Annotated in this window: 26 protein-coding genes and 6 pseudogenes; 21 read left to right on the top strand and 11 right to left on the bottom strand. The window is 58.7% G+C overall.

What is annotated here, in order from left to right; translation table 11 throughout:
• Positions 1–9: 9 nt before the first annotated feature.
• Together tnpB and BN77_RS27925 are read left to right on the top strand one after the other, a co-directional pair.
• Positions 10–153 carry an IS66 family insertion sequence element accessory protein TnpB gene (tnpB, locus tag BN77_RS35990; protein ID WP_007538614.1) on the top strand — a complete coding sequence of 48 codons (144 nt, stop codon included), beginning with the start codon at positions 10–12 and terminating at the stop codon, positions 151–153.
• Between the two features lie 73 nt (positions 154–226).
• Positions 227–1,662, top strand: a pseudogene (locus BN77_RS27925) (IS66-like element ISRel15 family transposase); the annotation flags it as partial.
• A gap of 28 nt (positions 1,663–1,690) precedes the next feature.
• Here the strand turns inward: BN77_RS27925 and BN77_RS27920 are convergent.
• The 4 genes and pseudogenes from BN77_RS27920 to BN77_RS35210 form a co-directional block, all read right to left on the bottom strand.
• Complete coding sequence (locus tag BN77_RS27920; RefSeq protein ID WP_244426268.1) at positions 1,691–3,337, bottom strand: recombinase family protein; 1,647 nt, start codon at positions 3,335–3,337, stop codon at positions 1,691–1,693.
• 29 nt (positions 3,338–3,366) lie between these two features.
• The gene (locus BN77_RS35220) at positions 3,367–3,768 is read right to left on the bottom strand and encodes a recombinase family protein (protein ID WP_007538612.1); all 402 of its coding nucleotides are present in this window, start codon (positions 3,766–3,768) and stop codon (positions 3,367–3,369) included.
• Entirely contained in the window at positions 3,761–3,937 is a 177-nt protein-coding gene (locus BN77_RS35215) for a hypothetical protein (RefSeq protein WP_155951253.1), read from the bottom strand. Before BN77_RS35215 ends, BN77_RS35220 begins: the two co-directional genes overlap by 8 nt.
• Before the next feature lie 103 nt (positions 3,938–4,040).
• A pseudogene (locus BN77_RS35210) lies at positions 4,041–4,160 on the bottom strand (hypothetical protein); the annotation flags it as partial.
• A gap of 77 nt (positions 4,161–4,237) precedes the next feature.
• Between BN77_RS35210 and BN77_RS32700 the strand changes: the two are divergent.
• Positions 4,238–4,423, top strand: a pseudogene (locus BN77_RS32700) (transposase domain-containing protein); the annotation flags it as partial.
• 611 nt (positions 4,424–5,034) lie between these two features.
• A complete protein-coding gene (locus BN77_RS27900) occupies positions 5,035–5,952 on the top strand; it encodes a recombinase family protein (RefSeq protein ID WP_040678955.1) in 918 nt (305 codons plus the stop codon).
• Between the two features lie 238 nt (positions 5,953–6,190).
• On the opposite strand, the gene BN77_RS27895 is transcribed toward BN77_RS27900, so the two are convergent.
• Positions 6,191–7,096 carry a LysR substrate-binding domain-containing protein gene (locus tag BN77_RS27895; protein ID WP_007538607.1) on the bottom strand — a complete coding sequence of 302 codons (906 nt, stop codon included), beginning with the start codon at positions 7,094–7,096 and terminating at the stop codon, positions 6,191–6,193.
• Positions 7,097–7,275: 179 nt separating this feature from the next.
• On the opposite strand from BN77_RS27895, the gene BN77_RS27890 reads away from it, so the two are divergent.
• Positions 7,276–8,196, top strand: a complete 921-nt coding sequence (locus BN77_RS27890; RefSeq protein WP_157224549.1) for an alpha/beta hydrolase — start codon at positions 7,276–7,278, stop codon at positions 8,194–8,196.
• Between the two features lie 54 nt (positions 8,197–8,250).
• Here BN77_RS27890 and BN77_RS27885 read toward each other — a convergent pair whose 3' ends face one another.
• Positions 8,251–8,748 carry a hypothetical protein gene (locus tag BN77_RS27885; protein ID WP_040678953.1) on the bottom strand — a complete coding sequence of 166 codons (498 nt, stop codon included), beginning with the start codon at positions 8,746–8,748 and terminating at the stop codon, positions 8,251–8,253.
• Positions 8,749–8,880: 132 nt separating this feature from the next.
• On the opposite strand from BN77_RS27885, the pseudogene BN77_RS32690 reads away from it, so the two are divergent.
• A pseudogene (locus tag BN77_RS32690) lies at positions 8,881–9,299 on the top strand (integrase); the annotation flags it as partial.
• A 4-nt stretch (positions 9,300–9,303) separates the two neighbouring features.
• Positions 9,304–9,551, top strand: a pseudogene (locus tag BN77_RS35205) (recombinase family protein); the annotation flags it as partial.
• A gap of 336 nt (positions 9,552–9,887) precedes the next feature.
• Here BN77_RS35205 and repC read toward each other — a convergent pair.
• The 3 genes from repC to repA form a co-directional block, all read right to left on the bottom strand.
• Positions 9,888–11,138 (bottom strand): plasmid replication protein RepC, encoded by a 1,251-nt coding sequence (gene repC, locus BN77_RS27875; RefSeq protein WP_040678950.1) that lies wholly within the window; start codon positions 11,136–11,138, stop codon positions 9,888–9,890.
• Between the two features lie 173 nt (positions 11,139–11,311).
• A complete protein-coding gene (repB, locus tag BN77_RS27870) occupies positions 11,312–12,292 on the bottom strand; it encodes a plasmid partitioning protein RepB (RefSeq protein ID WP_007538604.1) in 981 nt (326 codons plus the stop codon).
• Positions 12,293–12,367: 75 nt separating this feature from the next.
• Positions 12,368–13,558, bottom strand: a complete 1,191-nt coding sequence (repA, locus tag BN77_RS27865) for a plasmid partitioning protein RepA (RefSeq protein ID WP_007538603.1) — start codon at positions 13,556–13,558, stop codon at positions 12,368–12,370.
• A 388-nt stretch (positions 13,559–13,946) separates the two neighbouring features.
• On the opposite strand from repA, the gene traI reads away from it, so the two are divergent.
• The 13 genes and pseudogenes from traI to BN77_RS27800 all read left to right on the top strand — a co-directional run bounded on the left by traI (position 13,947) and on the right by BN77_RS27800 (position 25,124).
• Positions 13,947–14,573: an acyl-homoserine-lactone synthase gene (gene traI / locus BN77_RS27860; protein WP_007538601.1), complete on the top strand. Its 627-nt coding sequence runs from the start codon at positions 13,947–13,949 to the stop codon at positions 14,571–14,573.
• Between the two features lie 10 nt (positions 14,574–14,583).
• Complete coding sequence (trbB, locus tag BN77_RS27855) at positions 14,584–15,561, top strand: P-type conjugative transfer ATPase TrbB (protein ID WP_040678948.1); 978 nt, start codon at positions 14,584–14,586, stop codon at positions 15,559–15,561.
• Positions 15,551–15,934 (top strand): TrbC/VirB2 family protein, encoded by a 384-nt coding sequence (locus BN77_RS27850; protein WP_007538597.1) that lies wholly within the window; start codon positions 15,551–15,553, stop codon positions 15,932–15,934. The genes trbB and BN77_RS27850 overlap by 11 nt, the downstream gene beginning before the upstream one ends.
• Positions 15,927–16,226, top strand: coding sequence for a conjugal transfer protein TrbD (locus BN77_RS27845; protein WP_040678945.1), 300 nt, complete (start codon positions 15,927–15,929; stop codon positions 16,224–16,226). The genes BN77_RS27850 and BN77_RS27845 overlap by 8 nt, the downstream gene beginning before the upstream one ends.
• A 9-nt stretch (positions 16,227–16,235) precedes the next feature.
• Positions 16,236–18,685, top strand: a pseudogene (locus BN77_RS27840) (conjugal transfer protein TrbE).
• Entirely contained in the window at positions 18,657–19,460 is an 804-nt protein-coding gene (gene trbJ, locus BN77_RS27835; protein ID WP_040678942.1) for a P-type conjugative transfer protein TrbJ, read from the top strand. The pseudogene BN77_RS27840 and the gene trbJ overlap by 29 nt, the downstream one beginning before the upstream one ends.
• Positions 19,454–19,630, top strand: a complete 177-nt coding sequence (trbK, locus tag BN77_RS27830; RefSeq protein WP_040678940.1) for an entry exclusion protein TrbK — start codon at positions 19,454–19,456, stop codon at positions 19,628–19,630. Before trbJ ends, trbK begins: the two co-directional genes overlap by 7 nt.
• A gap of 4 nt (positions 19,631–19,634) precedes the next feature.
• A complete protein-coding gene (gene trbL, locus BN77_RS27825; RefSeq protein ID WP_040678938.1) occupies positions 19,635–20,813 on the top strand; it encodes a P-type conjugative transfer protein TrbL in 1,179 nt (392 codons plus the stop codon).
• Between the two features lie 24 nt (positions 20,814–20,837).
• Positions 20,838–21,500: a conjugal transfer protein TrbF gene (locus tag BN77_RS27820; RefSeq protein WP_007538587.1), complete on the top strand. Its 663-nt coding sequence runs from the start codon at positions 20,838–20,840 to the stop codon at positions 21,498–21,500.
• A 19-nt stretch (positions 21,501–21,519) separates the two neighbouring features.
• Positions 21,520–22,332 carry a P-type conjugative transfer protein TrbG gene (gene trbG, locus BN77_RS27815; RefSeq protein WP_007538585.1) on the top strand — a complete coding sequence of 271 codons (813 nt, stop codon included), beginning with the start codon at positions 21,520–21,522 and terminating at the stop codon, positions 22,330–22,332.
• A gap of 3 nt (positions 22,333–22,335) precedes the next feature.
• The gene (trbH, locus tag BN77_RS27810; RefSeq protein WP_007538583.1) at positions 22,336–22,776 is read left to right on the top strand and encodes a conjugal transfer protein TrbH; all 441 of its coding nucleotides are present in this window, start codon (positions 22,336–22,338) and stop codon (positions 22,774–22,776) included.
• A gap of 13 nt (positions 22,777–22,789) precedes the next feature.
• Complete coding sequence (trbI, locus tag BN77_RS27805) at positions 22,790–24,085, top strand: IncP-type conjugal transfer protein TrbI (RefSeq protein WP_007538582.1); 1,296 nt, start codon at positions 22,790–22,792, stop codon at positions 24,083–24,085.
• A gap of 325 nt (positions 24,086–24,410) precedes the next feature.
• Complete coding sequence (locus BN77_RS27800) at positions 24,411–25,124, top strand: autoinducer binding domain-containing protein (protein WP_007538580.1); 714 nt, start codon at positions 24,411–24,413, stop codon at positions 25,122–25,124.
• Here the strand turns inward: BN77_RS27800 and BN77_RS27795 are convergent.
• Entirely contained in the window at positions 25,117–25,437 is a 321-nt protein-coding gene (locus BN77_RS27795) for a transcriptional repressor TraM (RefSeq protein ID WP_007538579.1), read from the bottom strand. The genes BN77_RS27800 and BN77_RS27795 overlap by 8 nt on opposite strands.
• A 185-nt stretch (positions 25,438–25,622) precedes the next feature.
• Here BN77_RS27795 and BN77_RS27790 point away from each other — a divergent pair, with 185 nt between their 5' ends.
• Positions 25,623–25,841, top strand: a complete 219-nt coding sequence (locus tag BN77_RS27790) for a helix-turn-helix domain-containing protein (RefSeq protein WP_007538577.1) — start codon at positions 25,623–25,625, stop codon at positions 25,839–25,841.
• A 15-nt stretch (positions 25,842–25,856) separates the two neighbouring features.
• Here BN77_RS27790 and BN77_RS27785 read toward each other — a convergent pair whose 3' ends face one another.
• Positions 25,857–26,351 carry a DUF4411 family protein gene (locus BN77_RS27785; RefSeq protein ID WP_007538575.1) on the bottom strand — a complete coding sequence of 165 codons (495 nt, stop codon included), beginning with the start codon at positions 26,349–26,351 and terminating at the stop codon, positions 25,857–25,859.

Genomic DNA, 26,351 nt, shown 5'->3' with positions numbered 1-26,351 from the left:
TACAAGCGGTTGGAGAAGGCGCAGTTCTGCTGGCCGCGGATCGGCCACAACCGGGTGCAGCTCAATCACGCTCAGCTCATGGCGCTCGTTGACGGCATGGACTGGAAACGGGTGCGCTCAGTGGCGGTGAAGCCGCGGGAGATTGTTGGGTAAAGGGCTGCGGCGAAGTGAATCAACCGCCTGAAAAGGCAGGAAAACCGGAGCAAATTGTGCTCTGGTAGGCCTCATGACGCCGCCCGATCTACAGCTCCCGGATGATGTAGAGACCCTGAAAGCCATGGTCCTTGCCATGGCCGAGAAGGCAGCGCGCACCGATGCTCTCGAGAGCGAGGTCGCAGACCTGAAAGCCAGAAACGCCGATGCCGACGAACGCATCGAGCGACTGACCCAGATCCTGAAAGCCTTCGATCGCGCCCGCTTCGGCCGGCAATCGGAAAAGCTCGGCTCTCCGGGCATCGATGATGAGCAGCAGGCTTTTGTCTTCTAGGAAATCGAGACCGGTATCTCGGCAATCCGAGCCAAGGTAAACAAGGTGCCGCTGATCCCGATGCGAAACGTGCACCCCGGCCGCGCAAGGGCTTTGCACCTCATCTGGAACGAGTCGAAGTGGTGATCGAGCCGGATGAACTGCACGAACACATCGGCAAACAGAAGGTGCTGATCGGAGAAGACGTCTCGGAGCGACTGGACGTCGTGCCGGCGAAGTTCCGCGTCATCGTCACCCGGCGGCCGAAGTATGCCTTCAAGAACGAAGACGGCGTCATCCAGGCAGCCGCGCCCGCGCACATCATCGAGGGTGGCATTCCAACGGAAGCGCTTCTCGCCCAGATCGCTGTCTCGAAATATGCAGATGGCCTTCCGCTCTATCGACAGGAGGCAATCTATGCACGCGACAAGGTTGAGCTTGACCGGAAGCTGATGGCCCAATGGATGGGCAAGCTCGGCTACGAGCTCGATATCCTGGCCGACTACATCCTCGCCGAGATCAAGAAGGCTGAGCGCATCTTTGCGGACGAGACGACATTGCCAACGCTCGCGCCCGGATCCGGATCGGCAAAGACAGCCTGGCTATGGGCTTATGCGAGGGATGATAGACCCTTTGGCGGTAGTGGCCCGCCGATGGTCGCCTATCGCTTCGAAGATAGCCGCGCTGGCGATCGCGTCGCCCGGCATCTGAATGGCTATCGCGGTATCCTTCAGGTGGACGGGCATGGTGCCTACAACAAGCTTGCCCGATCTGACGGCGGCAGTGACGGCGTGATGCTGGCCGGCTGCTGGTCCCATAGCAGGCGCAAGTTCTACGAACTCCACGCCTCGGACAGCTCCAAGATAGCCAGCGAGACGGTGGAATTGATGGCAAAGCTCTGGGAGGTGGAAGCGGCGGCCCGGGGGCAGAGCCCTGACGCGCGTGTCGCGGCACGTCAGGCGACATCTGCTGCAGTTGTCACTGAGCTCTTCGCCCTGTGGCAAAAGACCCTGCCGCGGATCTCCGGCAAGTCGAAGCTCGCAGAAGCGATCCGCTATGCCACCTCGCGTCGCTCCATCTTCGAACGCTTCCTTACCGACGGCCGCATCGAGCTCGACAGCAACATCGTTGAGCGTGCCATCAGGCCCCAGACGATCACGAGAAAGAACAGTCTCTTCGCCGGCAGCGACGGCGGCGCGTCATACTGCTCATCTGATGATCTCCTTATAATAAAAGGGGATTTTGAACCAGATCCTGAGATCTCGGGCGCCGCGATCGCCTGGCATCGGCTTCGTGGCGCACGGCGTCGTGCTGGAGGTCGGAAATTCGGACGATCCAGGGCGCTCCGGTGCATAGCTGGCGCGCCGGAAGGACGCCGCTGCTGACCATCCGATAGGCCGTAGCTCGACTTACCTTCAGAATGTCCGCGGCCTCATCGAGGGTTCTCTCACCGCGTTCGACCCGCTCACCTTCTCGATAGACGGAGATACCATGGATGTTGCGAAGACTGCAGACGTGGCTTCGCGTCCAACTGGCGCCGTGCCCGGTCCGCTTGCCGGAACGGTTCAGGATCGCTGCGATTGACAAATCAGGTAATTGCCTGGCCAAAGCGCGCACGAGATCAACGACATCAGCCTCAACTGCCCAGCGGGTCTGGCCGATCTTGTTCTTCCTCACTGTCATCCGGGTATGATCGCCACCTTGCCAATGAATGATGATCGCCAATGTGTCGTCGACGATATCGACGATAATTTCCGTGATCAGTAACCGAATGATCTTTTTGCGCGTCTCGGTGGATACACTGGGGTTGTCCCATGCCTGCCCCAGGTCGCTGCCCAACTTCATCAGTCTTGCACGGTCATCTGTCGATAGTGCGGGCATGTCACGGTCGGTCGAGAGCGTCTCAAGCTCGATCTCTAGGTCACGCAATTGGATCAGCTTCTCATTCCAGCGCCTTTCCAACTCGCCCGCGACCAACCGATTGTCGGGATCGACAGCGTCATACTGGCGACGCGCCCGGGCAGCCTCGTATTGTGCTTGCTTGATTGAGTTCTCGAGTTGGTGATGCTTGTCGCTGTGACGCTGAGTGTGCGCCTCCATTGCTCGCAAGGCCGCCTCAATTCCGAGAGGTTGCAACCGTTCGAGAACCTCCTGCGCGACGGCCCTATCGACCCGCATGCCACCGAAGCCGATACAGTTGCCGACCGCCAGGTCGCCGAACGTGCCGCGACAAACATATCGCTGCGTATTGCCGCCTTTCCCAGAGTATTGAATATGCAGTCGGCGACCGCAGCGACCGCAGCGGAATAGTCCGGGCAATAAAGCTTCGCCACGTCTTATCGAACCTCGTCCCATGTAGCTTTTTCCATTCGCATTCTCGGCGATCAGATGCTGATTCCTTTCAAACTCGGCCCAGCTAATATAGCCTTCATGATGGTCGTGGATCAAAACCTCCCAGTCCTTCGAATTACGCCGCAACGTATCACGGGTGACCCGTTTGCGCCCATCCTTGATCATCACACGTGTTGCACGCCGGCCATAGGCGTAGGAGCCGGCGTAGACCGGGTTTGTCAGTATGTGATGAAGGGTGTGATAAACCGGAGCTTTCCACTCGATCGGCCGTTTGCCCCGCCCTTGAATGACAGACGGGACCAAGACATTCTCTTGCCTGAACCAGAGCAACACCTGGCGGACGGTCTGCAGTTCGGCGAATTTGCGAAAGACGAGCAGAATGCCCTCCTGAACGCGCCGATCTGGATCCTTCTCGACACGGGCATCATCCGTCTTCACGTATCCGACGGCAACGGTGAGATGAAGGTCGCCGCGCCGCGCCTTTTGGCGCATGGCCTCGACGGATCGTTGCCGAAACACGGATAACTCCATCTCGCTCATAGTGCCCTTCATGCCAAGAAGGAGACGATCGTTAGGCGAGCGCGGATCGTAAATAGAGCCTCCTCATCGACGATCAGAGTGCCGACCAGACCACAAAATTCCAGCAAGGTGTGCCAATCACGGCCATTACGCGCCAGACGTGAAGCCTCAAGCGATACCACTGCTCCCACCCGGCCCTCACATATCGCCGCCAACAGCTTCTCGAACCCCGGGCGGGCCGTGCCACCTCCGGATCGTCCAAGGTCATCGTCCACGATCTCGACGGTCTCCCAACCCAACTGTCGAGCACGCTCGACTAAGCTGTACTGCCGTCTTTGGCTTTCCAGATTATTGGCAACCTGGTAGGCCGTCGACTGCCGGACGTAGACGAAGGCGCTAAGGCTAAGATGGTCGGCGGTGATCTTACTCATTGCCCGCCTCCTTTCCGCCGTCGGCGCCCCGCTTGCCGGTCAGCTTTGACGCCGCTTCTGTCAACAGCAGTTGCAGGAGTGTTAAGGCTTCCCGGCGCTGGGTGTCGCTCATGTCTATCGGCCGGGCTGTCACGAACAGATCCAATTGCATGCGAAATTGCTTTCTCATGGCGTATCCCTTCGGCTTCTTGCACCGAGCGACAGGGTACGAGAGAATCAATGAAAGCCCGCAGTTCAATAAGCTTCGTTGCCGAAAGGCGCGGCTCGGCTACGATCTCGATCGAACTTGCCGCAGGATCAAACATCCATGCGGGGATTTGAAATGAGCCACCATGGACTTGTCGAATCAGCAGATAATGAACACCTTCGTGCTCATGGCTGCCGGTTACCAATACGGTTTGGTCAACCAGTGGATGAAAGGGATAAGCGACCTTGGATTTGAATGCCAGAAACCCGGCATTATGAACCCGGCTTCGATGGCGGGGCCGAGACGTGGGCCATTTTGGGTTCGTTGCTAACCACCGCAAAGTTGAACGGCCTCGATCCCTATACGTGGCTCAACGACGTGCTTGAACGCACCGTGTCGGGCGAGATAAAGTCGACCTCCTTGGAGCGTTGCCTGCCTTGGCACTGGAAACAAGAACATGCCGATATGGGGTCGGAACAGATCTTGTTCCGACCCCCGTTAGTGCCAACTTGCCAACTTGGTGGAGTACGTGATGTTTCCATCGCTTTAACCATTTGAATTACCGCTGTTATTTTCCGTTTTAGAAGCAATTACCACGTTAGCTTCCGTTGCCCATGACGGTGCTTTGCGCGAGGCTTCACTTCCGATAAGTGACGCTTATCGGACGTGATTGATTTCAAGCCGCAAAACAGCGATGTCGGTCGTCCCGGATCACTGGAAACAACGGGTTTTCCGGGCTTTCCGCGCGATTTCGACCGGGATGACCGGATTCCCATCGCAAAAATCGACGGCCGCCGTCGGCGCATATGGCCTACACTCTTTTCCGAAATAGAGCGCCGGCGGCTCTCAGCCGGCCCCCTGCTCTCACAGCCATCTCCAAAACCGCTGTTTTTCCGCAGTTTCCGCCACAGAAGCCCGCTGATGCGCATTTGCCTATGCCGACGCTCGGTTGCTCGTTCGCAACGGCATTCCGAGTCTGGCGGGCCGCTATTTCATGTCTAAAACACGCTTGCAAAGGACCATTTTCTCACGCATTGCTTATCTGTACAAAGCACCGAAATGGGGCAATTAAAAGCGCGATGGCGAAGCGACAAATAGCTAACGTACAACGACCTCCCAAGCGGATGATCGGTTATGCCCGCGTGTCGACGGATGACCAGGTGCACGATGCCCAGTTGGACGAATTGCGGGCCGCTGGCTGCGATCGGATCTACCAGGAACACGGCTCCGGGGCATCGCGCGCTCGACCGGTGTTGACGCGGCTGCTCGGCGAACTCACCACGGGCGACGTGCTCGTCGTCGTCCGCCTCGATCGGCTGGCCAGATCGGTGAGTCATCTCTTGTCCGTGATCGAGGACCTCGAGGAGCACGGCGTGCATTTTAGGTCACTACGTGACCCAATCGATACCTCGACGCCACAGGGAATGTTTTCCCTTCAGGTCCTTGGCGCCGTCGCGCAGCTCGAGCGCGCTCTGATCGCCGAACGCACCAAAGCCGGAATCAAGGCGGCGAGGGCACGCGGCAAACTTCCTGGCAACCCGGGCCTGCGAGAGCGGCGACCGGAGGCAATCAAGGCAGTCTCGCAAGCGCGGGAGAAACTCTATCTCGATGAACTCATTGCGTCGGCGCAGACGTGGCTGCCGGTAGTGCGACAACTTCGGCCGCAACATAGCTGGGACAATGTCGTGCGGGTGCTCAATCGCCGCGGTCACGACTGGACCATCGAGCGTCTCCGCCGCGCCGTTCATCGTATGGTCCGTGAGAAACTGGCCGAACCCGAGCTCCTGGCTCGCTCGCCTCGCCGCGCGCCGGAAGATCACCTGATGAAGCTCGTGGCGGCTATTGCTATTGCCGATCCCGATCTATCGCTTCGCGATATTGCCGCCCAGCTAGATCAGATGGGAGAGCGGCCGGCGCGCGGTGGTCGAAAATGGCAACCGTCCTCTGTTCGCCATCTGCTGGATGAAGCGCATCGGTTCGGTCTCATCCGTCATTGAGGGCGGAGAGCATCATCTGGCCCGTGCCGCGATTTCTTACCCGCCCTGATTTCGGCGGGAGGCGAGCTGTCGGTATGCGGTTTCTGGGCGAAGCTCCAAGAAGGACGTCACCTGTATCGGCAGAAGGGCATGAGACTTTGGGGCAGTTGGTTCAAGCTCGAACAACGCTTGGTGACGGACTTGGGGCCGATGTGGCGTTGCCGTTTCACAGGGTCCTGGGCGATAGGGCTTCTTAGAGCTACTGGTGATCATGTTTCCAAAAGTCCACGAACGCGCGGAGCTTGGGCAACATCTGTTTCCTGTTGGGGAAGTAGCTAAAGAACCCGGGACTTTCAGGCATGAAGCCTTCCAGGCACGGCTCCAGCAGTCCCTGCCGGACCAGGGGCTCAACAATCGAGGCAATGTTATAAGTGAGGCCGACGCCCGCCACGGCGGCGGACGTGCATGTCGCCGGCCCGTTGACAGTCAGCGGGCCCTTTACGTGCATAGTAAAAGTTCGCGGTTCACCGCGTCCGGATCGCTCCGTGAACATCCACCGGTAGAGTGCGCCCCCGAACAGCCGGACGTTGATGCAGGCATGCTCGCTGAGGTGTTCCGGACGTAGCGGTTTACCTCTCCGGGCGAAATATGCAGGAGATCCGACGACCGTCAGCGGCGATGGCTTCGTGAGCCTTACCGCGATCATGTCCTGTGCGATCATCTCGCCGATCCGAATGCCCGCGTCATAGCCCTCCGCCACGATATCGACGAAACGGTCATCAAACACCAGCTCCAGCTCGACGCCGGGATACGCAGCGGCAAAGCCCTCCAGCACCGGCTCGATCAGCGTCTGGGCGACATAAGGAACGCTGAGGCGTAGCAGTCCTGCGGGATTGGCACCCATTCTTTGGGCGGCTTCAATTCCCGCTTCGACATTGGCCACGCTGGCCAGCGCCTGCTCTAGGAACAGTTCACCGGCCTCGGTCAGTCCCACCGACCGCGTTGTGCGGGTCAGAAGCGTGGTGCCGACACGGGCCTCAAGTCGCTTGATGCTCCAACTCACCGCCGCCGTTGTGACCCCGAGTTCCACGGCTGCAGCGGTGAAGCTGCGCTTCTCGGCGACGCGCGTGAAAATGACAATCCCGTCTAATAGATCGGCCCGCATTATCAAATCCAGCTTAAGAGGGCGTCAAATGGATCGCCGATTGTCAAATCCAGCGCATAGCTTAAATTCTCATCAAACTCAATGAGGATGCTCTTGTGACCACGACACCAATCACGCGCCGGACGTTTGGCCTTGCCGTTGGGGCAACAGCCGTCCTCCTCAATACAGGAGCCTTTGCCATGGCAGAATCACTGACTGAACGGAGCAAGCCCAAGTCACAGAAGGTCAGCTTTCCGAGCGGCGATGGCACTGTGGTGGCGAACCTTTATCTTCCCGAAGGGCATGACCCTTCCCGGCGCTACCCTGCAGTTGCCGTCGCCGGGTCGTTGAGTTCGGTCAAGGAACAGATGGGCGGCAACTATGCGGGTGAACTGGCGCGTCGCGGAATTATTGCATTGGCGATCGACTACCGGAACTATGGCGAGAGCAGCGGCGCCGTGCGTCAATACGAGGACCAATCCTCGAAGGCCGAAGACCTCTCGGCGGCTTTACGCTTCCTGAAGGCGCGGCCAGACGTCAAGGCAACCGGCCTGCTCGGCATATGCACCAGCGGCGGCACAGCGCTTTACACAGCCGCCACGGATGCCAACGTGCAGGCACTGGCAACTGTCGCCGGGTTCTTTTCCGAACCGGACTTTGCGGCCAAAATGTTCGGTGGCCAAGAGGGGGTGGATCAGCGGATTGCGGCGAGCCGTACTGCCCGCAAGCGCTACGAGGAAACTGGCGTCATCGAAACCATACTGACTTATAATCCCGGCGATAAGACCGCCGTGAGCGCGAGCTCAAGCGAATATTACTTTGACAAGACCCGCGGCGGCGGTGTCCGTTCGTGGCGGAACGAGTTTGCGGTGATGGGCTGGGAGCCTTGGATCGCCTTCAATCCCGTAGAGCAGGCTCCAAAGGTCAAGGCGCCAGCGCTGATGATCCATTCGGATGGCGCGGCGTTTCCCGACCAGGCACGCAAGGTCTACAATGAGCTAGCGGGTCCGAAGGAACTGCATTGGGCAGTGGGTAAGCATTTCGACTTCTACGACCAGGCCGACACCGTGCGGCAGGCCGCCGACCGGGTTGCTGCCCACTTCCACAGCAAGCTGGTTTGACATACGACCCAGCTTTCGCGCGAAGTATTCATACCAGAGCTCGCCGGTTTGGTCCTATCCGCCACTTATGGCAGGGCTCATCAGGCGACCGGTCACGCGGTTCTTTTTGCTGCCGCTGTTCACCGGCATAGTCTTGAGAGCTTGGCTATTGAGAATCTGCAGCGCCAGGCGACGGTCACCATCGCTCCGCAGTTTCAGCTCAGCACTGTCATCCGGAGGCGCAGGCGCCGGTTCTTCCGGCCCCTGCCTGCCCTGCCCTCCCCGGAGCTTCCTGAAGGCTTCATGCAGTAAGGGCGGGACAGTTCCGACCGGACGAAACTCGACCAGACCTGCGAGCTCAGCCATGGCTACGATGGAGGCGGCCACGCCAGTCGAGAGGCAGCGTGGATAGGGGCGCGGGTGCCGGTGATGGCGGCCTCCCGTACAGGAGCGAAATCCCGAGGTGGGTGATATACGGCGATGCGGTTGTGCGGCCCAGAGAAAGCGGAAAGCGGCCATCACCTCATTGAGCTGCACTCCTTTTCCGTCGATCGCGCGACCGATCGGCGACATCGATTCCAGCGTCCTGCTCTGTCGTGGCGGCCGTCGCTCTCGTCCCGAGATCACTGTCGCATACCGGGACGGACCAGCCTGGCGCCTTCCGACAGAAACTGAAACTGGAATAGACCGCCTGGAAACACCAGTCTCTGGGATCCGGCCCGGCTCGAGAGCGATCCCGAGCGCGGCATACCGGTGATGTCGACCAGTCCTTGCGCGGCGGCTGGTTGTTTCGGGCAACTGGGCCGCACGCGCCGGACACATGCCGACGGCTTGCCAAATGGTTGACGCTGACCAAGTGGCGCGGCCTTGGCGGAGCCTTCGCCTCCCCTGCCCTGAAGTCGGCGCTTCGGCTGGCGATTCGCGCCGTGCCACGGCCACGCCGGCGCAAGAGCGCCAAGGCGGCAACATCAGACGTGCTGGCGTAGCTGCTGGCGGCCTATCGCGACGACAGCCTGCGCGATCTGCGCGACCGCGCCATCTTGATGGTCGCCTTTGCCTCCGGTGGCCGCCGGCTGGGCAAGGAGCAGCTGACGGTCGAAGCGCCGGTCGCCGACGAGGACGGCAACGCAGGCGATTAAAGCAGTCTCGCAAGCGCGGGAGAAACTCTATCTCGTTGAGCTCATTCCGTCGGCGCAAACATGGCTGCCGATGGTGCGACAACTCCGGCCGCAACAAAGCTGGGAAATTTCGTGGGGGCGCTCACTCGCCGCGGTCACGACCGGACCGTCGAGCGCCTCCGACGCGCCGTTCATCGCCTGGTCCGCGAAAAGCTCGCAGAGAAAGAGCTCCTAGCCCGTTCGCCGCGTCGCGCCCCGAGGTCCGTCTCAAAAAGTCGGTGGCGGCTATTCCATAATATACAAGATCCGGTGCAAAGCTGTTTCGACCTGCCAAACGAGACCCAGCGTCTTGCGGTCTGTCGATATCGACAAGGGCAATGTCAAAGATCTGCTTTATGGGACCGGCAACATCCTCCCCAATCCATTTCGCTCTGGTTTAGGTGCTTGTAAAGGTTCAACGCCCATAACCCCTTGTATCCTATGGCAAAACGGCGAAAAAAAACGGCTGACAATATCGTGGTATCGTGGGAACTCCAAAGATCTAACACTCGGGAGACCTTGACCCCCAAACACGAACCGTGATCGTCGCTGCCGTCAGCCTGCTTTTCGAGATCCCTCCCCGTTCCCCTTCAACAACGCCATCAGCATCGGACCCAACGAAAACTCCCCGCGCTCCGTGCGTTTCGTCAAATCTCGCAAATATCCGCCGGCCGAGTTGATGAAGTTCGATCGCTCGAGGATGCACGCGATCGCAACGGCAGCGTTTTCAGGGCCCATAGCATGGCAAGCCTCCTGATAAGCTGACGGACTCACGCCCAGCATCGAGCGCACCAAAACAGCAGCCGCCATCAATTCGCGCCAATGCGCAATGCCGCCGCCTGGCCCGTAATCGCTGATCTGCGGGCAAGCCCGCAAGACCATGCCCAAGGGGAAGGATTTGATCGACTCTGCGTTTGCCTTTGCCTTCGCTCTTGCATCCTGCTTGCGCATCGTTTCCGGTTCAGTCCACGCCGGTTCGCCTTGCTCGTTTTCAGAGCTAAGTTCAAGTTCATAGATAGATTCGGGTTTTGAATTCTGTATGTGGCACCCAATTTGGATATCATTGCCATCCTTTTTTTCAGGATTTATCTTGGTTCCCAAACGGTTGAGCACCTCTTCGCGCAATAGGCCCATTTCATCGAGCGCCGCTTCGACCTGGGCGTAGACGGGATATCTCGGTAGCCGTCCGATAATGCCTGCGTAGACAGCCTCGACGGCGCCCCAGTCGCCCTCAACTCCCTCCTCTATTGCGGCTGTGATCAGCTTGCGGACGTCCCGCCGGCAAATAGTCAGGGATTCTTTGGCGCGGCGAAAGCGAATGCGCTCGGCCGCAACGTCCTGCGCAAGCGATGCAAGTTCTGCTGCGCGAGCTTGAAGCGGGGCGAGATCGAAACCGTAGGCCTGCTCGATGTCCCCGTCTCCATTGCGGTGTGCGTAGCGCTTCCCATTCGGACTGTCCCGGCGCTGGATGAGGCCAGCGTCGACTAGAGATGCCAGGTGTCGCCGTAGCGTGGTGCCCGCAATCCCGTGGGCCCGCACTGAAAGCTGTCCGTTCGAGGGAAATACCACTAGGCCTTGCTCCGCCTCGAGTACCGACCCGGGATAGAACGTCAATAGCGCGTCAAGAACAGCCAGCGCTCTGTCCTGGAGGCCGAGGCGTTCACGAGCTTCGCAGATGTCACGAAACACTTTCCACTTTTCAACGCGTGGAGCAGGCTTTGCCGCGGCGACCTCGAGTTGTCCCTTGACCAAGGCAAGCGTCATCGGTCGCCGCCCGAAGGGCGTCGTCACATGTCCCGTATGCATTTCTCTCTTACCTTTCTTCAGGCAAAAGAAATCCGCTCACCAAATCGGTGTCAAAGACTCTTGACTGTGATTCCGGGAAATGCGATTCTCGATCTTGCTAAGGATAACGAGAGAGGCTTCCACGGTTTACCGTTTGGGGGCCTTTTTCTTTTGCGGTTTGATCTCCATTAAGTTCAGGTTTTGGACTGTCTGTATTCGTCGTACAGGCGATCCATCCGGCTCGAAAGCCACTCGCTGAAGGGTTTGGCTTCCGCGTTTGCAAGCTCGATCGCAACCTTCTTTGACCTGGCGTTCATTGTGAAACTCAGCGAGCTATCGGTCGACGTCCACTCGTTCGATGATGAAGAACTTTTCGGCTTCTTGGCCGCCGACTTGTTCTTGTATCGCGTCAGATATCCGTGGAGATTGTCGAATCTCGAATCTTCCTCAAGCTTGAGGAACTCCGCATCTCCCGCATATTCGGTAGCTACCTTAAGAAGGGCAGGGGCCAGCAGAATCTGGCGCAAGCTCAACCACTTGTCGCGTCCAATCTTCTTTGATGCGCCGAGGGCCTTCATAACGGAGGCAGGCACGACCTCGACGACGCCAAGCATTTTCGACAGCATGGCCTCGTCGATTGCGAGAGACGACCGGATGACGTCTTTTGTCATACCGGAAGCAAGGAGGTTTTGAGCGAAGTATGCTCGCTCGATGAATGATAGATTCGAGCGAGCAGAATTTTCCTGGCCTTGTGCAATCGCAGAAGCAATGTCGTCCAGCTTCTTAACGACGGCCTTGACCGGAATGCCGAGTTCTCGTGCCACCTTCAAACGCCGATGACCAAAGACCACCATGTACCGCTGGGCGTCTTTAGGATTGGTTCGAACGAGGATAGGGGTCGTTTGGCCAGCGTCCTTAATCGCCTGCTTGAGCTCCTGATATTCCTCGTCGTCATCGGAAAGCCGGTCGGCAACGAATGATACATCCAGCAATCGCGGATCCAGCTCGACGATCACTTCGCCTTCCATGAGCTTCTTGCTGTTCTCCGCCAAGTCCTCGATCGATCGTACGACGGTCTTTGCAGCACCCGTCATGCCGTAACCAGGTTTGGTCGGTGCCTTGTCTGCCGAGATCGAGGCTAGGTCCAGTTTCGCAAAGGGATTTTCACGCGACATCGCAAGACTCCCTCAACTGCAATAAGTCACTGCAGTTGTTGTTCAAATGGAGGAAAAAAACGGCTGACAAGGCAGTCATTTCCGCCCCCAAACATTATGAACCAGCTCCACAATTTCGCCGTTGGCTGCATTCAGGCTGTCAATCGCGCGGTCGTATGTCGATCGGACAAAATCGCCACGCTCAACTTCGTATAGAGTTTGCTTCTTGATTGACGCGTCCGAAATTGCTGTCGACTTCAGTACGTGGTTTCGAAGCATATGCTGGGCGAACATTGACTGCATAAAACCGACCATCTGCGTTTGCGGAATGTCCGTCGGCTCGAAGCGTGTGACCAGATAACGAAACCATTCGACACGGATTTCGGCACCGGCCTCAGCGACGGGGGTCATAATGCCGCCAAGCATCATTAAGAACTGGCTCATGGACATGATGTCCAACATCTGCGGGTGGATGGTAATCAGTATGCCGGTCGAGGCCATGAGGGCGGTGATGGTCAGATAGCCGAGTTGCGGCGGGCAATCGATAACGACCACATCGTACTTGTCGTCAACTTCCTTCAATGCGCTGACAATACGCATGTGAAACAGCCTGCCTTCATCTCCCTTCTTTGACGAGATGGCGAGCGGCACATCATATTCGTACTCTTGCAATTCGAGGTTAGCCGGAACGACGTCCAGGCCAGGAATATTCGTAGGCTTGATTACATCAGCGATCGACTTTCTTTCATCATCGAACCGCAGCGCCTCGTAGAGAGAGGCTGTTTCGTCCAGCTCAGGCTGAATTCCGAACAAGGAGGTCAGCGACGCTTGTGGATCAAGATCGACAGCGAGAACTCGGTGGCCTGTGAGAGCCAGATATTGAGCAAGGTGAGCAGCCGTCGTCGTCTTGCCACTACCGCCCTTAAAATTGACGACAGATACAATTTGCATCGGCTCGCCTTCGCGCCGCTTCGGAACATAGTATCTCTTGTCGGACTTCTTGTTGGCTTCAAGATACTCCCGAAGTTCGAGCATCTGCTCAGCCGTATAGTAGCGCCGCCCGCCAACCGTTTCGATTTCGGGGCCCTTCCCCTCCGAATGGATCTGTCGGAGATGGCTCTGGGTAACACCCATGAAGTCAGCGACCTCTCCGAGTTGAAACTTACGCAATCCCTTGCGAGCATCAGGGGGATATTGTTGGCTGCGCAGCATATGCAGCGCGGTCGAGATCTTCGAGCCCTGCTGGGCGATCTCATAGTCGAAGCGATTGGGCTGCGGCTGGGTCATTTTGCAAACTATTTCCGAGGAAAAGACAATTTCGAAAAAATGGCTCTGTCGCCATGTTTTTCGCAACTATCGTCCGATTCCCGATGCCCGGCAAGGGATTTAAGGTTAACAAAAGGTTAACGCCGAACAGGTGACGGGTGGAACGCTTTTCCATTTTTTGTTTGTTTTCCGTGACTTAGTGATCTTAGTGGCTGTCCATGTTCTCTATCTGTTTATCTGTGAATCCTGCAAAGTCGGGGCGCCGTTTGTGCCTTGCAAGAACTGAACATGGCAAAGACGAAGATCTTCACTGTCCGACTCACTCGCAAAACATTGCAGGATCCTCCAACTACCGCGCAATTGCGTTCCATGCTGACTTCTCCGCCGATCAACGACGACGGAGAAATTCATGCAGGTTTTCGCGCTCAACAAGCCGCGCAATGTTCACGAAGCTCGCCTCCTCCAGCAACATCACCAGCTTCGCGCTCGCGTCTTCTCGGCGCGACTGGGCTGGGAGGTCGACGTTGTTGATGGCCTGGAATCGGACCGCTTCGACACTCTTTGCCCAACCTACGTCCTGGCCGTTTCAAACGCCGGCGATGTGAGCGGCTGCGCACGGCTTCTGCCGTCCGTTGGTCCGACGATGGTGACGAACGTCTTTCCTTCGCTTCTCCCCAAGGAGGGGCTGAACGCGCACGCGGCAATGGTCGAGAGCTCTCGCTTCTGTGTGGATACGACGCTTGAGGAAGGCAGGGGGGCAGGCTCGGTGCATGAGGCAACGCTCACCATGTTTGCTGGCATCATTGAGTGGTGCCTCGTAAACGCCATCACCGAGATCGTTACCGTGACGGACCTGCGGTTCGAACGCATCCTCGGTCGTGTTGGTTGGTCGCTTCAGCGCATAGGCGATCCGAAGCGTGTCGGCGTGACCACAGCCGTTGCTGGCGTCCTTCAGGCAAACGCGGAAGCGTTCGAGAGGCTGCGCCCGTCCAGCTATCGCTCTCAATTCAATGATCCACTCAGCCAGGCCGCCTAAGGAGAAAGCCGTGAACCAGCTTCGCTCTCATCCTCGACTTGTCCGCAAACTCCAAGAGGCACTCGGCGACCAGCTCTGCGTCGCTCTCGATGATTCGACCGTTGTCGAAATCATGCTCAATCCGGACGGCAAACTATTCATCGAACGGCTTGGCCATGGCGTGGCGGCCGCCGGAGAAATGTCGTCGGCCGCGGCGGAAATGGTGATTGGAACGGTCGCCCATGCGCTCCAATCCGAGGTCGATACCGAGCAGCCGATCGTCTCCGGGGAGCTGCCGATCGGCGGCCATCGCTTCGAAGGACTGTTGCCGCCGGTGGTCTCCAAGCCGGCTTTCACCATTCGGCGTCGCGCCTCGCGCTTGATTCCGCTCGAGGATTATGTGCGTTCCGGCGTGTTGAGCGAACAGCAAGCGTTGACGGTCCGCAGCGCAATCTCGTCCCGGCTCAACATCATCATCTCCGGCGGCACCGGTTCCGGCAAAACAACGCTCGCCAACGCCGTGATCAATGAAATCGTCAAGTCGGCGCCGGACGACCGCCTCGTCATCCTCGAAGACACCGCAGAGATCCAGTGCGCAGCCGAAAACGCCGTGCTTCTCCACACCAGTGATACTGTCGATATGGCGCGGCTGTTGAAAAGCACGATGCGCCTGCGTCCCGACCGAATCGTCGTCGGCGAGGTCCGTGACGGCGCTGCGCTCACGCTGCTCAAGGCCTGGAATACCGGCCATCCGGGCGGCGTTGCCGCGATCCACTCGAATACCGCCATGTCTGCGCTTCGCCGTCTTGAGCAACTGACAGCTGAAGCCAGCCAGCAGCCGATGCAGGACGTGATTGGAGAAGCGGTCGATCTCATCATCTCGATCGAACGGACGGCAAGGGGTCGGCGCGTTCGCGACGTCATCCAGGTCGAGCGCTACTCACACGGTCAATACGAAATCGAGTCCGACGATCTCACGGAAGAACAGGAGGCGCGCCATGTCGCCTAAGAATGCTGCTATCGCCATCGTCCTTATTGCAGCGCCCATCGTCCTGGCGTCGGTCGCCCCTGCACTCGCGAGCTCCGGCGGCAGCCTCCCATGGGAAGGGCCGCTGCAGCAGATCCAGGAATCGATCACCGGACCAGTCGCCGGCGCCATCGCCCTCGCAGCGGTCGCGATTGCCGGCGGCATGCTGATCTTTGGCGGCGAACTCAACGATTTCGCGCGACGCCTGGTTTATGTGGTGCTCGTCGCCGGTATCCTGCTCGGCGCAACCAATATCGTTGGTCTTTTCGGCGCCACGGGCGCCTCGATCGGGCTCGCCGACGAGCGAGCCACCTCGATCGATGCAAGCGGAGAAGGGGAGGGGGCTCATGGCTGAGTCCCTGTCCGGACTGCAACGCAACCGCATCCATCGTGCCCTGTCGCGCCCGAACCTCTTGATGGGGGCGGACCGGGAATTGGTGCTGCTCACCGGGCTTGCTGCCGTCATCCTAATTTTCGTGGTGCTAACGGCATATTCCGCCCTGTTCGGCATTGCCATCTGGATCGTCATCGTTGGTTTCTTGAGGATGATGGCAAAGGCAGACCCGCTGATGCGGCAGGTCTATGTCCGCCACATCTCGTACCGGCATTACTACAAGGCGACCTCCTCGCCATGGCGCCGGTATTGAGGAGGAGACATGGTCGCTCTCAAAAGTTTCCGGGCCACCGGCCCATCCTTTGCGGATCTCGTCCCCTATGCCGGTCTGGTCGACAATGGTGTGCTCCTGCTGAAAGACGGAAGTCTGATGGCCGGCTGGTATTTTGCCGGGCCGGATTCCGAAAGCGCGACCGACCTCGAGCGCAACGAACTCTCACGCCAGATCAATACAATCCTGTCGAGGCTTGGAAGCGGCTGGATGATTCAGGTCGAAGCGGTTCGCATCCCGACATTCGACTATCCGTCGGACGACCGTTGCCATTTCCCCGATCCGGTTACGCGCGCGATCGACGCCGAGCGGCGGGCACATTTTGCGCGTGAGCAGGGGCATTTCGAAAGCAAGCACGCGCTCGTCCTCACTTATCGGCCGCTCGAGTCCAAGAAAACGGCGCTCAGCAAATATATCTACTCGGACGAGGAGAGCCGTAAGAAGAGCTATGCCGATACGGTGCTGTTGGTCTTCAAGAACGCTGTCCGCGAGATCGAGCAGTATCTCGCCAACACCCTTTCGATCAGCCGAATGGAAACGCGCGAAGTGTTCGAACGGGGAGGGGAGCGGGTCGCCCGTTACGACGAGCTGCTGCAATTCGTTCGCTTCTGCATCACTGGCGAGAACCATCCGATCCGGCTGTGCCGATGTATCTCGACTGGATTGCCACCGCCGAGCTCGAGCATGGGCTGACCCCAAAGGTTGAAAGCCGCTTTCTCGGCGTCGTTGCGATCGACGGCCTGCCGGCCGAGAGTTGGCCGGGGATTCTCAACAGCCTTGACTTGATGCCACTCACCTATCGCTGGTCATCGCGCTTCATCTTCCTCGATGCGCAAGAGGCGAGGCAAAAGCTCGAACGCACCCGCAAGAAATGGCAGCAAAAGGTAAGGCCATTCTTCGATCAGCTCTTCCAGACACAAAGCCGTTCGGTCGACCAGGACGCGATGACCATGGTGGCCGAAACAGAGGATGCCATCGCCCAAGCGTCCTCGCAGCTGGTCGCTTACGGCTACTACACGCCTGTCATCATCCTCTTCGATCACGATCGCGAAGCCCTCCAGGAAAAGGCGGAGGCCATTCGTCGGCTGATCCAGGCCGAGGGGTTCGGCGCGCGGATCGAAACGCTCAACGCGACCGACGCCTTTCTCGGCAGCCTGCCGGGTAACTGGTACTGCAATATCCGCGAGCCGCTGATCAACACCAGCAACCTTGCGGATCTGACCCCGCTCAACTCTATCTGGTCCGGCAGCCCAGCAGCGCCATGCCCATTCTATCCACTAAACTCGCCTCCTCTGATGCAAGTGGCGAGCGGCTCGACGCCGTTCCGACTGAATTTGCATGTCGACGATGTCGGTCACACGTTGATTTTCGGGCCGACGGGTTCGGGCAAGTCGACACTTCTGGCGCTGATTGCGGCCCAGTTCCGGCGCTACCAACACGCCCAGATCTTCGCCTTCGACAAAGGGAGCTCGCTCCTGCCGCTGACGCTTGCGGCGGGCGGCGATCACTATGAGATCGGTGGCGAAGCTCACGAAGAGGGAAGGGTGCTGGCCTTCTGCCCGCTGTCCGATCTTTCAGGCGATGCTGACCGCGCGTGGGCGGCGGAATGGATCGAAATGCTGGTGGCTCTGCAGGGTGTCTCCATCACCCCCGATCATCGCAATGCCATCTCGCGCCAGGTGGGGCTGATGGCGAGCGCATCAGGGCGATCGTTGTCGGACTTCGTCAGTGGTGTGCAGATGCGCGAGATCAAGGACGCACTGCATCACTACACGGTAGATGGACCTATGGGGCAGCTGCTCGATGCCGAACAGGACGGTTTGACGCTCGGCGCCTTCCAAACCTTCGAGATCGAACAGCTGATGAATATGGGCGAGCGCAATCTTGTGCCCGTGCTCACCTATCTGTTCCGCAGGATTGAGAAGCGTCTCGACGGTGCGCCAAGCCTCATCATCCTCGATGAGGCGTGGTTGATGCTCGGCCATCCGACCTTCCGTGACAAGATCCGCGAGTGGCTGAAAGTGCTGCGCAAGGCCAACTGCGCCGTCGTGCTTGCCACGCAGTCCATCTCCGACGCTGAGCGCTCCGGCATAATCGATGTCCTGAAGGAATCCTGCCCGACGAAGATCTGCCTACCGAACGGCGCCGCTCGTGAGCCTGGGACGCGCGAATTTTACGAGCGGATCGGCTTCAACGAGCGCCAGATCGAGATCGTCTCGAACGCCACTCCCAAGCGCGAGTACTACGTCGTCACGCCGGAGGGCCGGCGGCTCTTCGATATGGCGCTCGGCCCGGTGGCGCTCAGTTTTGTCGGCGCCTCCGGAAAGGAAGACCTGAAGCGTGTCCGCGCGCTCAATGTCGAACACGGCCGCGAGTGGCCGATCCATTGGCTTCAAACGAGAGGAGTTCACGATGCCGCATCGCTGCTCAACTTCGAATAGATTGCTCACTGGTTTGGTGGCTGTCGCATTGGCGGCCGGCGCTGCAGTGCCTGCAAATGCCGGAACGGCTACCGGTGCCGCCACCGAATGGACACAGGTTCTAAACAACGGCGAGCTGGTAGCCCTGGTCGGAAAGTCCGGCGAGCAGATCCAGAACCAGCTCACCCAAATCAGCCAACTGGCGCAACAGATTGAAACCCAGCTCAATATCTACCAGAACCTGCTGCAAAACACCGCGACGCTTCCGTCGCACATGTGGGGGCAGGTCGAAAGCGACCTCAATCAACTTCGCAGCATCGTCGATCAGGGCCAGAGTATCTCGTTTTCGATGGGCAATGCCGACGATGTGCTGCAGCAGCGCTTCCAGAGCTACTCGAGCCTTAGAACCAACCTGCCCGACAATGCTTCTTTTTCGACCACCTATCAGTCCTGGTCGGACACCAACCGGGACACGATTGCGAGCACGCTAAAGGCAGCAAGTCTAACGGCGGATCAGTTCGATAGCGAGGAAGGCACGATGTCTTCACTGCGGTCCATGTCCGAAACCGCTGACGGGCAGATGAAAGCCCTGCAAGTCGGCCACGAGATCGCCGCGCAGCAAGTTGCCCAGATGCAGAAGCTGCGCGGCCTCGTCTCCCAGCAGATGACGATGATGGGGACATGGCTCCAGACAGAGCAAACAGACAAGGATCTCGCACAGGCGCGTCGAGAAAAATTCTTCAGCGGAACGGCCCCATCCACGTCCGGCGGCGAGAAAATGAAGGTGGAATGGTGAAAACGAAAATCATCCTTCTCGCTATTGCGATTTTCTTGATGTCCGGAAGCGTCGGTATCTGGTTTTTCCTCCCCGAAATGCAGGCTGCGCGAGAACGCCGCGAAAGCTTTTTCGGCTCGTCGAAGGACTATCCTACGTCAGGCGGCGAAAAGATGAAGGTCGAGTGGTAGGCGCATGACAACAGCATCCCATTGGCAGCTTCGAGCCACAATGCTGCTTGCCGCCCTTTGCATGCTCGCAGCGCAGCCAGCGCTTGCCCAGGAAGGTTCAGTGCTCACCTCGTTGCAAATCCAGATCACGACGGCCGCAAAGGGGTGGGAAACCACCGTCATGGATGCAGCGAAGTCATTATTCTGGATCCTGGCGACGATCGAGATCGGCATCGCCGCTGTCTGGCTCGCAATCCAAGCCGCGTCGCTCGACAGCTGGTTCGCCGAACTCGTCCGACGGATCATGTTCGTCGGTTTCTTCGCCTTTGTTTTGGCGCAGGGACCCACCTTTGCAAAGGCCGTGGTCGATAGTCTGTTTCAGATTGGCGCTGGTGGCGGCACCGCCTCGCCGGCCGACGTCTTCAACGCGGGACTCGCGGTTGCGACCAAAATGTCGGAGAAGATTCAGTTCGGTCTGTTTGAGGACAACGCGCTGGCGATCTCTGCGGCCTTCGCTATGGTCGTGGTGGTCATTTCGTTCTCGCTCGTCGCTGCAATCTTCGTTTCGGTGATGGTCGAAATGTACATTGGCCTGCTTGCCGGCATGATCATGCTTGGCCTGGGCGGCTCGTCGTACACTAAGGATTTCGCGGTCCGATATCTGATCTATGCCTTCTCGGTCGGAATGAAGCTCATGGCTCTCGTCATGATCTCACGGATCGGATCGGAAGTTCTGATCGGACTGGCAAACCAGCCTGACATTGGGGACCAGTTCCAAACTGCACTCGCGATCGCGGGCATTGCTGTGGTCGTCTTCATCATCGCCATCTATGTTCCGAACATTATGCAAGGGGTGGTCCAAGGGGCATCCGTCTCAGGCGGAATGGAGACCATCCGTCACGGCGGCCAGGCGGCATCGTTCGCCACGGGCGCAGGGTTCCTCGCAACCGGCGCGGCCGGTGCAGGCTTTGCGGCTGCCCAGGCCGCTCGCGCCGCAGGTTCGTCCGTCGCCGGCGCCGCTCTTCGCGGTTTCGGCGCAGGAATCGGGTCCGCGGGAAAAGCGGCCGGATCAGCTGCCAAAGAGAAGGCCATCGGTTCTCCCGGCGCCTACGCCGGGTCGATCCTCGGACTTGCGAACGCAAAGCTCGACCAGGCGCGCAGCGGGCATAGCGGGCCGAAGCCACCTCCCGAACGCAAAGACTAACAGCAATCAGAAAGTGATCGATCGATGGCAGCGAACCGCGCCCCCGAAAACCCGTATCTTGCCGCGCGCCAGGAATGGAACGAGCGATACGGGTCCTATGTGCAGTCGGCAGCCGCTTGGCGCATCGTCGGCATACTCGGCCTGACCATGGCCGTGATCGGCTTTGGATATGCGATGTATCTCAGCACCCAGGTCAAGCTGGTCCCCTATATCGTCGAGGTCGACAAACTCGGGACCGCGGTGACGTCTGGTTACCCGCAACAAATTGAATATGCCGATGTTCGGGTGGTGCGCGCCACGCTCGGCAATTTTGTCTCAAGCTTCCGTTCGATCACGCCGGATGCCGTGGTGCAGAAGCAGTATATCGATCGAACCTACGCACTCCTTCGAACATCGGATCCCTCGACCGAGAAGATCAACGCCTGGTTCCGCGGCAATTCGCCGTTCGAAAAGGCGAAGTCCTCGACCGTTGCGATCGAGGTCAACAATATCGTGGCGCTCTCCAACCAGACTTATCAGATCGACTGGACGGAATACGAACGCGACCGCAAGGGCAAGGAAATCGGCACCCGCCGGTTTCGTGGGATCGCGACCGTGGCGCTCACCGCACCGCAGGACGAGGCGACCATCCGGCTTAATCCCATCGGTCTTTATGTCCGGGATTTCGACTGGACAGCACAGCTTTAAGGGCAGGGGATTTCACTCAATGCACAAAACGACACTATTTGCAGCCGCCGGCTGCCTGGCCGGACTCGCGTTTGTGAGCGGTGCGCAAGCACAGGGAATGTCGAACCAAGAGGTGAAGGCTACAAGCATCTCAAGAAAGTGGCGCGGCACATCCGGGCTTGTCACGACCGGCCCGGACGGCAAGGTCATCTTCCTCTTCGGCGAGACGCAGCCGTCGGTCGTCTGCTTACCGCTGCAAGTGTGCGATATCGAACTCCAGGGCGGCGAGATCGTCCGCGACGTGCTTGTCGGCGACACGGTCCGCTGGAAGGTGGAACCGGCGACATCGGGCGCAACCGGTGGGCAGGCGATCCACCTGATCGTCAAGCCATCGGAGGCGGGTCTTGTTACTTCGATGGTGGTTACGACCTCGCGGCGGACCTATCACATCCAGCTGAAATCGCATCCGAGCCAGTACATGGCGCGTGTTGGTTTCGAGTATCCCGAGGACGTTTCAACAAAACTGGCCGACATCAACTCCCGGCTGGAGACCGGCGGCATTCCTGGAACCGCGCCCGACAAGCTGAACTTCTCGTATTCCATCACCGGGAGCGCGCCTTGGCGGCCAAAGCGGGTCTATTCGGATGGCGCCAAAACCTACATCCAGTTCTCGAAATCAGTCTCGAGCCAGGATGCCCCGGTGCTCTTCGTCGTCAGCGGCGGCCAGAACCGCATCGTCAATTATCGGATGAAGAACGATATGATGATCGTCGACTATGCGGTCGACAAAGCGATCCTGGTTTCCGGCGTCGGCTGGCGCCAGCAGAAAATCACGATACGGCGGGGAGGCTAAACGATGCGCAAGCACCTCGCCATCATCATCACCGCCGCCGCCATGCTTTCCGGCTGCCAGACTGCTGAGGACGGTCTGACCACCAATTCGACGCCCACCACCGTCACAGGTCCGGCCGCAAGTGCCATTGCAGGTGACTTGGCCAGCCGGCTCGCCGAGCAGATCGGTCCGGCAGGCACGACGACCATAAAGATGGAGAAGGACTCTACGGAATTCGCCACGGCACTCGAGGCGGCGCTGAAAGGGTGGGGCTATACGGTCATCACCGACGGCAAGGCCGGAAAGGACGTGAAACCCGTCGAGCTTGCCTATTCGATCGATGGAATAGATGGCCAGGTGCTTGCAAGGTTGTCGACGCCGTCCATCGCGCTGGGCCGCGCTTATACGGCAACGGCTGCAGGTGCGGTGCCCGCAAGCCCGCTCTCGATCATGCAGCGCAACTGAGGAGGACGCGAGCATGGTGCAATCTCTGCAGCTGGGCAGCTCCAGCCATGCCGACGATCAGAAAGGGATGCGGCGCCTTAATCGGCTGCCAATCATCGTCGCCATCATCATCGTCGCGCTGTTTGTCGGCGTCGTCGTCATCGGACTTTCATGGCGCGGGCTTCCCTTCAATCGGAACAATGATCTCGACAGCGCCTCCAATACTCCGGCGACCAACTTCGGCGATCAGCTCAAGCGTGGCGTCACCGACGGGATCATCGGCGATCCGGAACAGCGCGAAGTGTTCCAGCCGACGCCCGCCGTCGAACAGAAGGTCACCAAAGAAACCGCCGTCGTCGACCGCACGCCTGAACAGCGAGAGGAGCGGCGCCCGAGACTTGAATCGGAAGCGGAATGGAAGGCGCGCCTGAAACGGGAGCAGGATGAACAGTATATTCGTGAAGCCCAACGGCAGCGCATGGCCCGGCTTCAGGCGCGGGCGACGGCCCTGGACTCGCCGCTGAAGGTGGATATTTCCGACGTCGAGAAGGCCGCCAATAACGCCTCAGACACGAACCGACCGACGACGACCGCCAACAGCGCCTCGGACCTCTATGCCGCCGCCATGAAGTCCGGTCTGATGGGGCAGAACGTCGATGCCAACGCGCAGACATCAAAGGAGGATTTCTTCAATCAGGACATCAAGGATCTCGGCTATCTGCCGAACCGGGTCGTGCCGCAGATGTCGGCCTACGAACTCAAGCGCGGCTCGGTCATTCCCGCCACATTGATCACCGGTCTCAACTCCGACCTTCCGGGACGGATCACCGCGCAGGTTAGCCAGAACGTCTATGACAGCGCCACTGGCTACCGGCTTCTCATACCGCAGGGGGCGAAACTGTTCGGCCGTTACGATTCCAAGGTTTCCTTCGGCCAGGAACGTGTTCTCGTCGTCTGGACCGATCTCATTTTCCCGAATGGATCAACGCTACAAATCGGCGGCATGGCCGGCACGGATGCCGAGGGCTATGGCGGCTTCAAGGACAAGGTCGATCGTCATCTCTGGCGCACATGGAGCTCTGCGGCACTCATCGCACTGATCGGGACCGGCATCGACATGTCGATGCCGCAAAGCTCAACGCTCGCCACCCAGGAGACCGCGTCGGATGCGGCACGCCGCAACTTCGCGGAATCCTTCGGCAGAGTTGCCGAACAAACCATTTCCAAGAACCTGAATGTGCAGCCGACCATCCAGATCCGCCCCGGCTACAAGTTCAACGTGCTCGTCGACCAGGACATCATATTTCCGTCGACCTACAGCAGAGACTGACGATCAGCGTCCGGCAGCTTTGCCGTATATCACATCACTTCGCTGGCTTGCTGCGGCGCGTCGGGTCGACATTGCATCGCGCAATAACTTTCCTCGGCTACTCATCTTTTTAGTTCAAGGGGACTTGAAACTTGTCTTTTCGCAGGTAGTGCTAGACGTACACGGCCAGAGGGACTGCTCCGAGCTCCTCTGGTACCGTGAGTTGCGTCGAGATGCCCGCGGCTGATTTTGGCTATGGCTTTGCCGCCGGGCGGCAAGGCACGTTCGAGCGTCTCGATGTGCCAGATCATGACCGACCCAGGTCGAAAAGACAGGAGAAACGCTGGTGGATGGAGAATTTCGCTCTCTCGTCGACATGTTGGAAGCTGCCCAGGACGAGTTCACAATCAAGGCCGCCATGAAGCGCTTCGCACAGTCCTGCGGCTACGAGCGGTTTGCCTATCTGCAAAAGGAAGGCGCTCAGATCAAGACATCCAACACCTATCCAAAACCATGGGAACGCATCTATCTCTCGGCCGACTACTCCAACATCGACCCCGTGGTGACGCAGGCGAAACGAAAAGGCGATATTTTCTGCTGGACGGCGGACGATTGGAAGCCACGTGGCTCGTCTGAACTCAGAAGGTTTCGCGATGCGTCGATCGAGCACGGAATCCGTTGCGGTGTTACCATTCCCGTTGAAGGCAGCTACGGCACATCGATGATGCTGACCTTCGCATCGTCCGAACGGCAAGTGGACCTACCGGTCGCTTTCGACTCTAAAAGAGCGGTTCAATTGGTAATGATGATCCATTACCGCTTAAAGATGGTTGGCGGCAAAACTACAGTCAATCCAAAGCAGGCATTGTCGCCTCGTGAGATGGACTGCTTGATCTGGGCGGCAAAGGGAAAGAGTACCCTCACGACAGCCAATCTGGTCGGCATCGCTTTCCGGACAGTACAGCATCATCTCGACAAGGCGCGCGGGAAGCTCGGCGCCGAGTCGGTGCCACAGCTCGTGGCTATCGCCAAGGATCGGGGTTTGCTGCCTCCTAGCTAGCTTCGTCATCGACCGGCACTGCCGGCACGAAACCGAGTGCGTCGAGCATATCCGAAAGCTCATCCTGCTGAGCTGCGGCCCTTTTCTGGCGCGCGAAATGCTCTTCCTGGAGGCTCTCCAAGACCGAATTGGCGATTGAAGAATCCTCGCTTGCGCGCATCCACTCGTCATACACGGCCTGGTCGGCTTCAAGGAGACGGCGATGTTCGCGAATGGCGGACACGGTCAGGGCCTCCAATTCCACCTTATCCATCAAAGCATACCGAGATTTCCTCTGATCTCCTTCGGCTTGCGAGGAGCCCGCATCTTGCATTTCTTTTCCTTCCCAGACCGATAGATTTGGCACGATCTCTTCGTGTTCGCGTTCGGCCTCATGTCTCCTATGTCAGACGATCTCTCGAAGAGTAAACAGTCGATGATCCGGCAATATCACAGGCCTGGTCGAATCGGAACTATAGTTCCTAGAACAATAGTTCCGATTCTGGTTCCGCTGGCGTCATGGATCTCAACGAGGTCATGGCGGTCAATTTGCGTCGCATACGCCATGGCAAGAAGCTGACGCAGGAAGAGCTGGCGCACCGCACGGGCTTGAGCACACGCCATATCGGTGCCATCGAGCGCGCCGAGATGTCGGCAACCCTCACGGTACTGGGCCAAATATCTGAAGCGCTGGATATCGACCCAAGGGAGTTCCTAGCGAATACGAGCCCGACCTAACGATATTCAGGCGTATCAGACCCGGGCGCGCCAACCCGTCGTAAAGTTCAGCGCGTTCATCATCTCAAAGCTATTGCACCACTCAACACCGAGATCCTTGCAAACGTCGGGAATGCGGCGATTTGCGCGCTTCGCGCTCGGCTTCGAAGCCTCGACCGTCACGACAATTCGATCGGCAGGCTGCGCCATCGCATAGGCAATCAGGAAGGGATCCCGACCGATCTCGATGATCTCAGCGTCGTTCAGATCGGGCGCATATTTTTCGATGACGGCCTGCACCAAAGCCGGGTCGACTTCTTCGTCAAGCCTGAGGCTTTCGTAGTTGTCACCCTCGCTCAACCAGCGACCGATCTCCGAACCCTCGGTGATTTCCTCGAGGATTTCGAGCGGGATTTTGATCTCGCCGGTATTCCCCATATGAACCAGCCAATCCCAGAATTCCGGAAACCGGCCGATCGGGTAATAGAGATTGTGCGCTGTGATCAGGACGTTTGCGTCGAGGAGATGCAC

Origin of the sequence: Rhizobium mesoamericanum STM3625 (genome assembly GCF_000312665.1) — a bacterium.
Classification (GTDB): domain Bacteria; phylum Pseudomonadota; class Alphaproteobacteria; order Rhizobiales; family Rhizobiaceae; genus Rhizobium; species Rhizobium mesoamericanum.
Note: the sequence above shows the minus strand (reverse complement) of the source record. Positions and strands in the feature narration are given on the sequence as shown.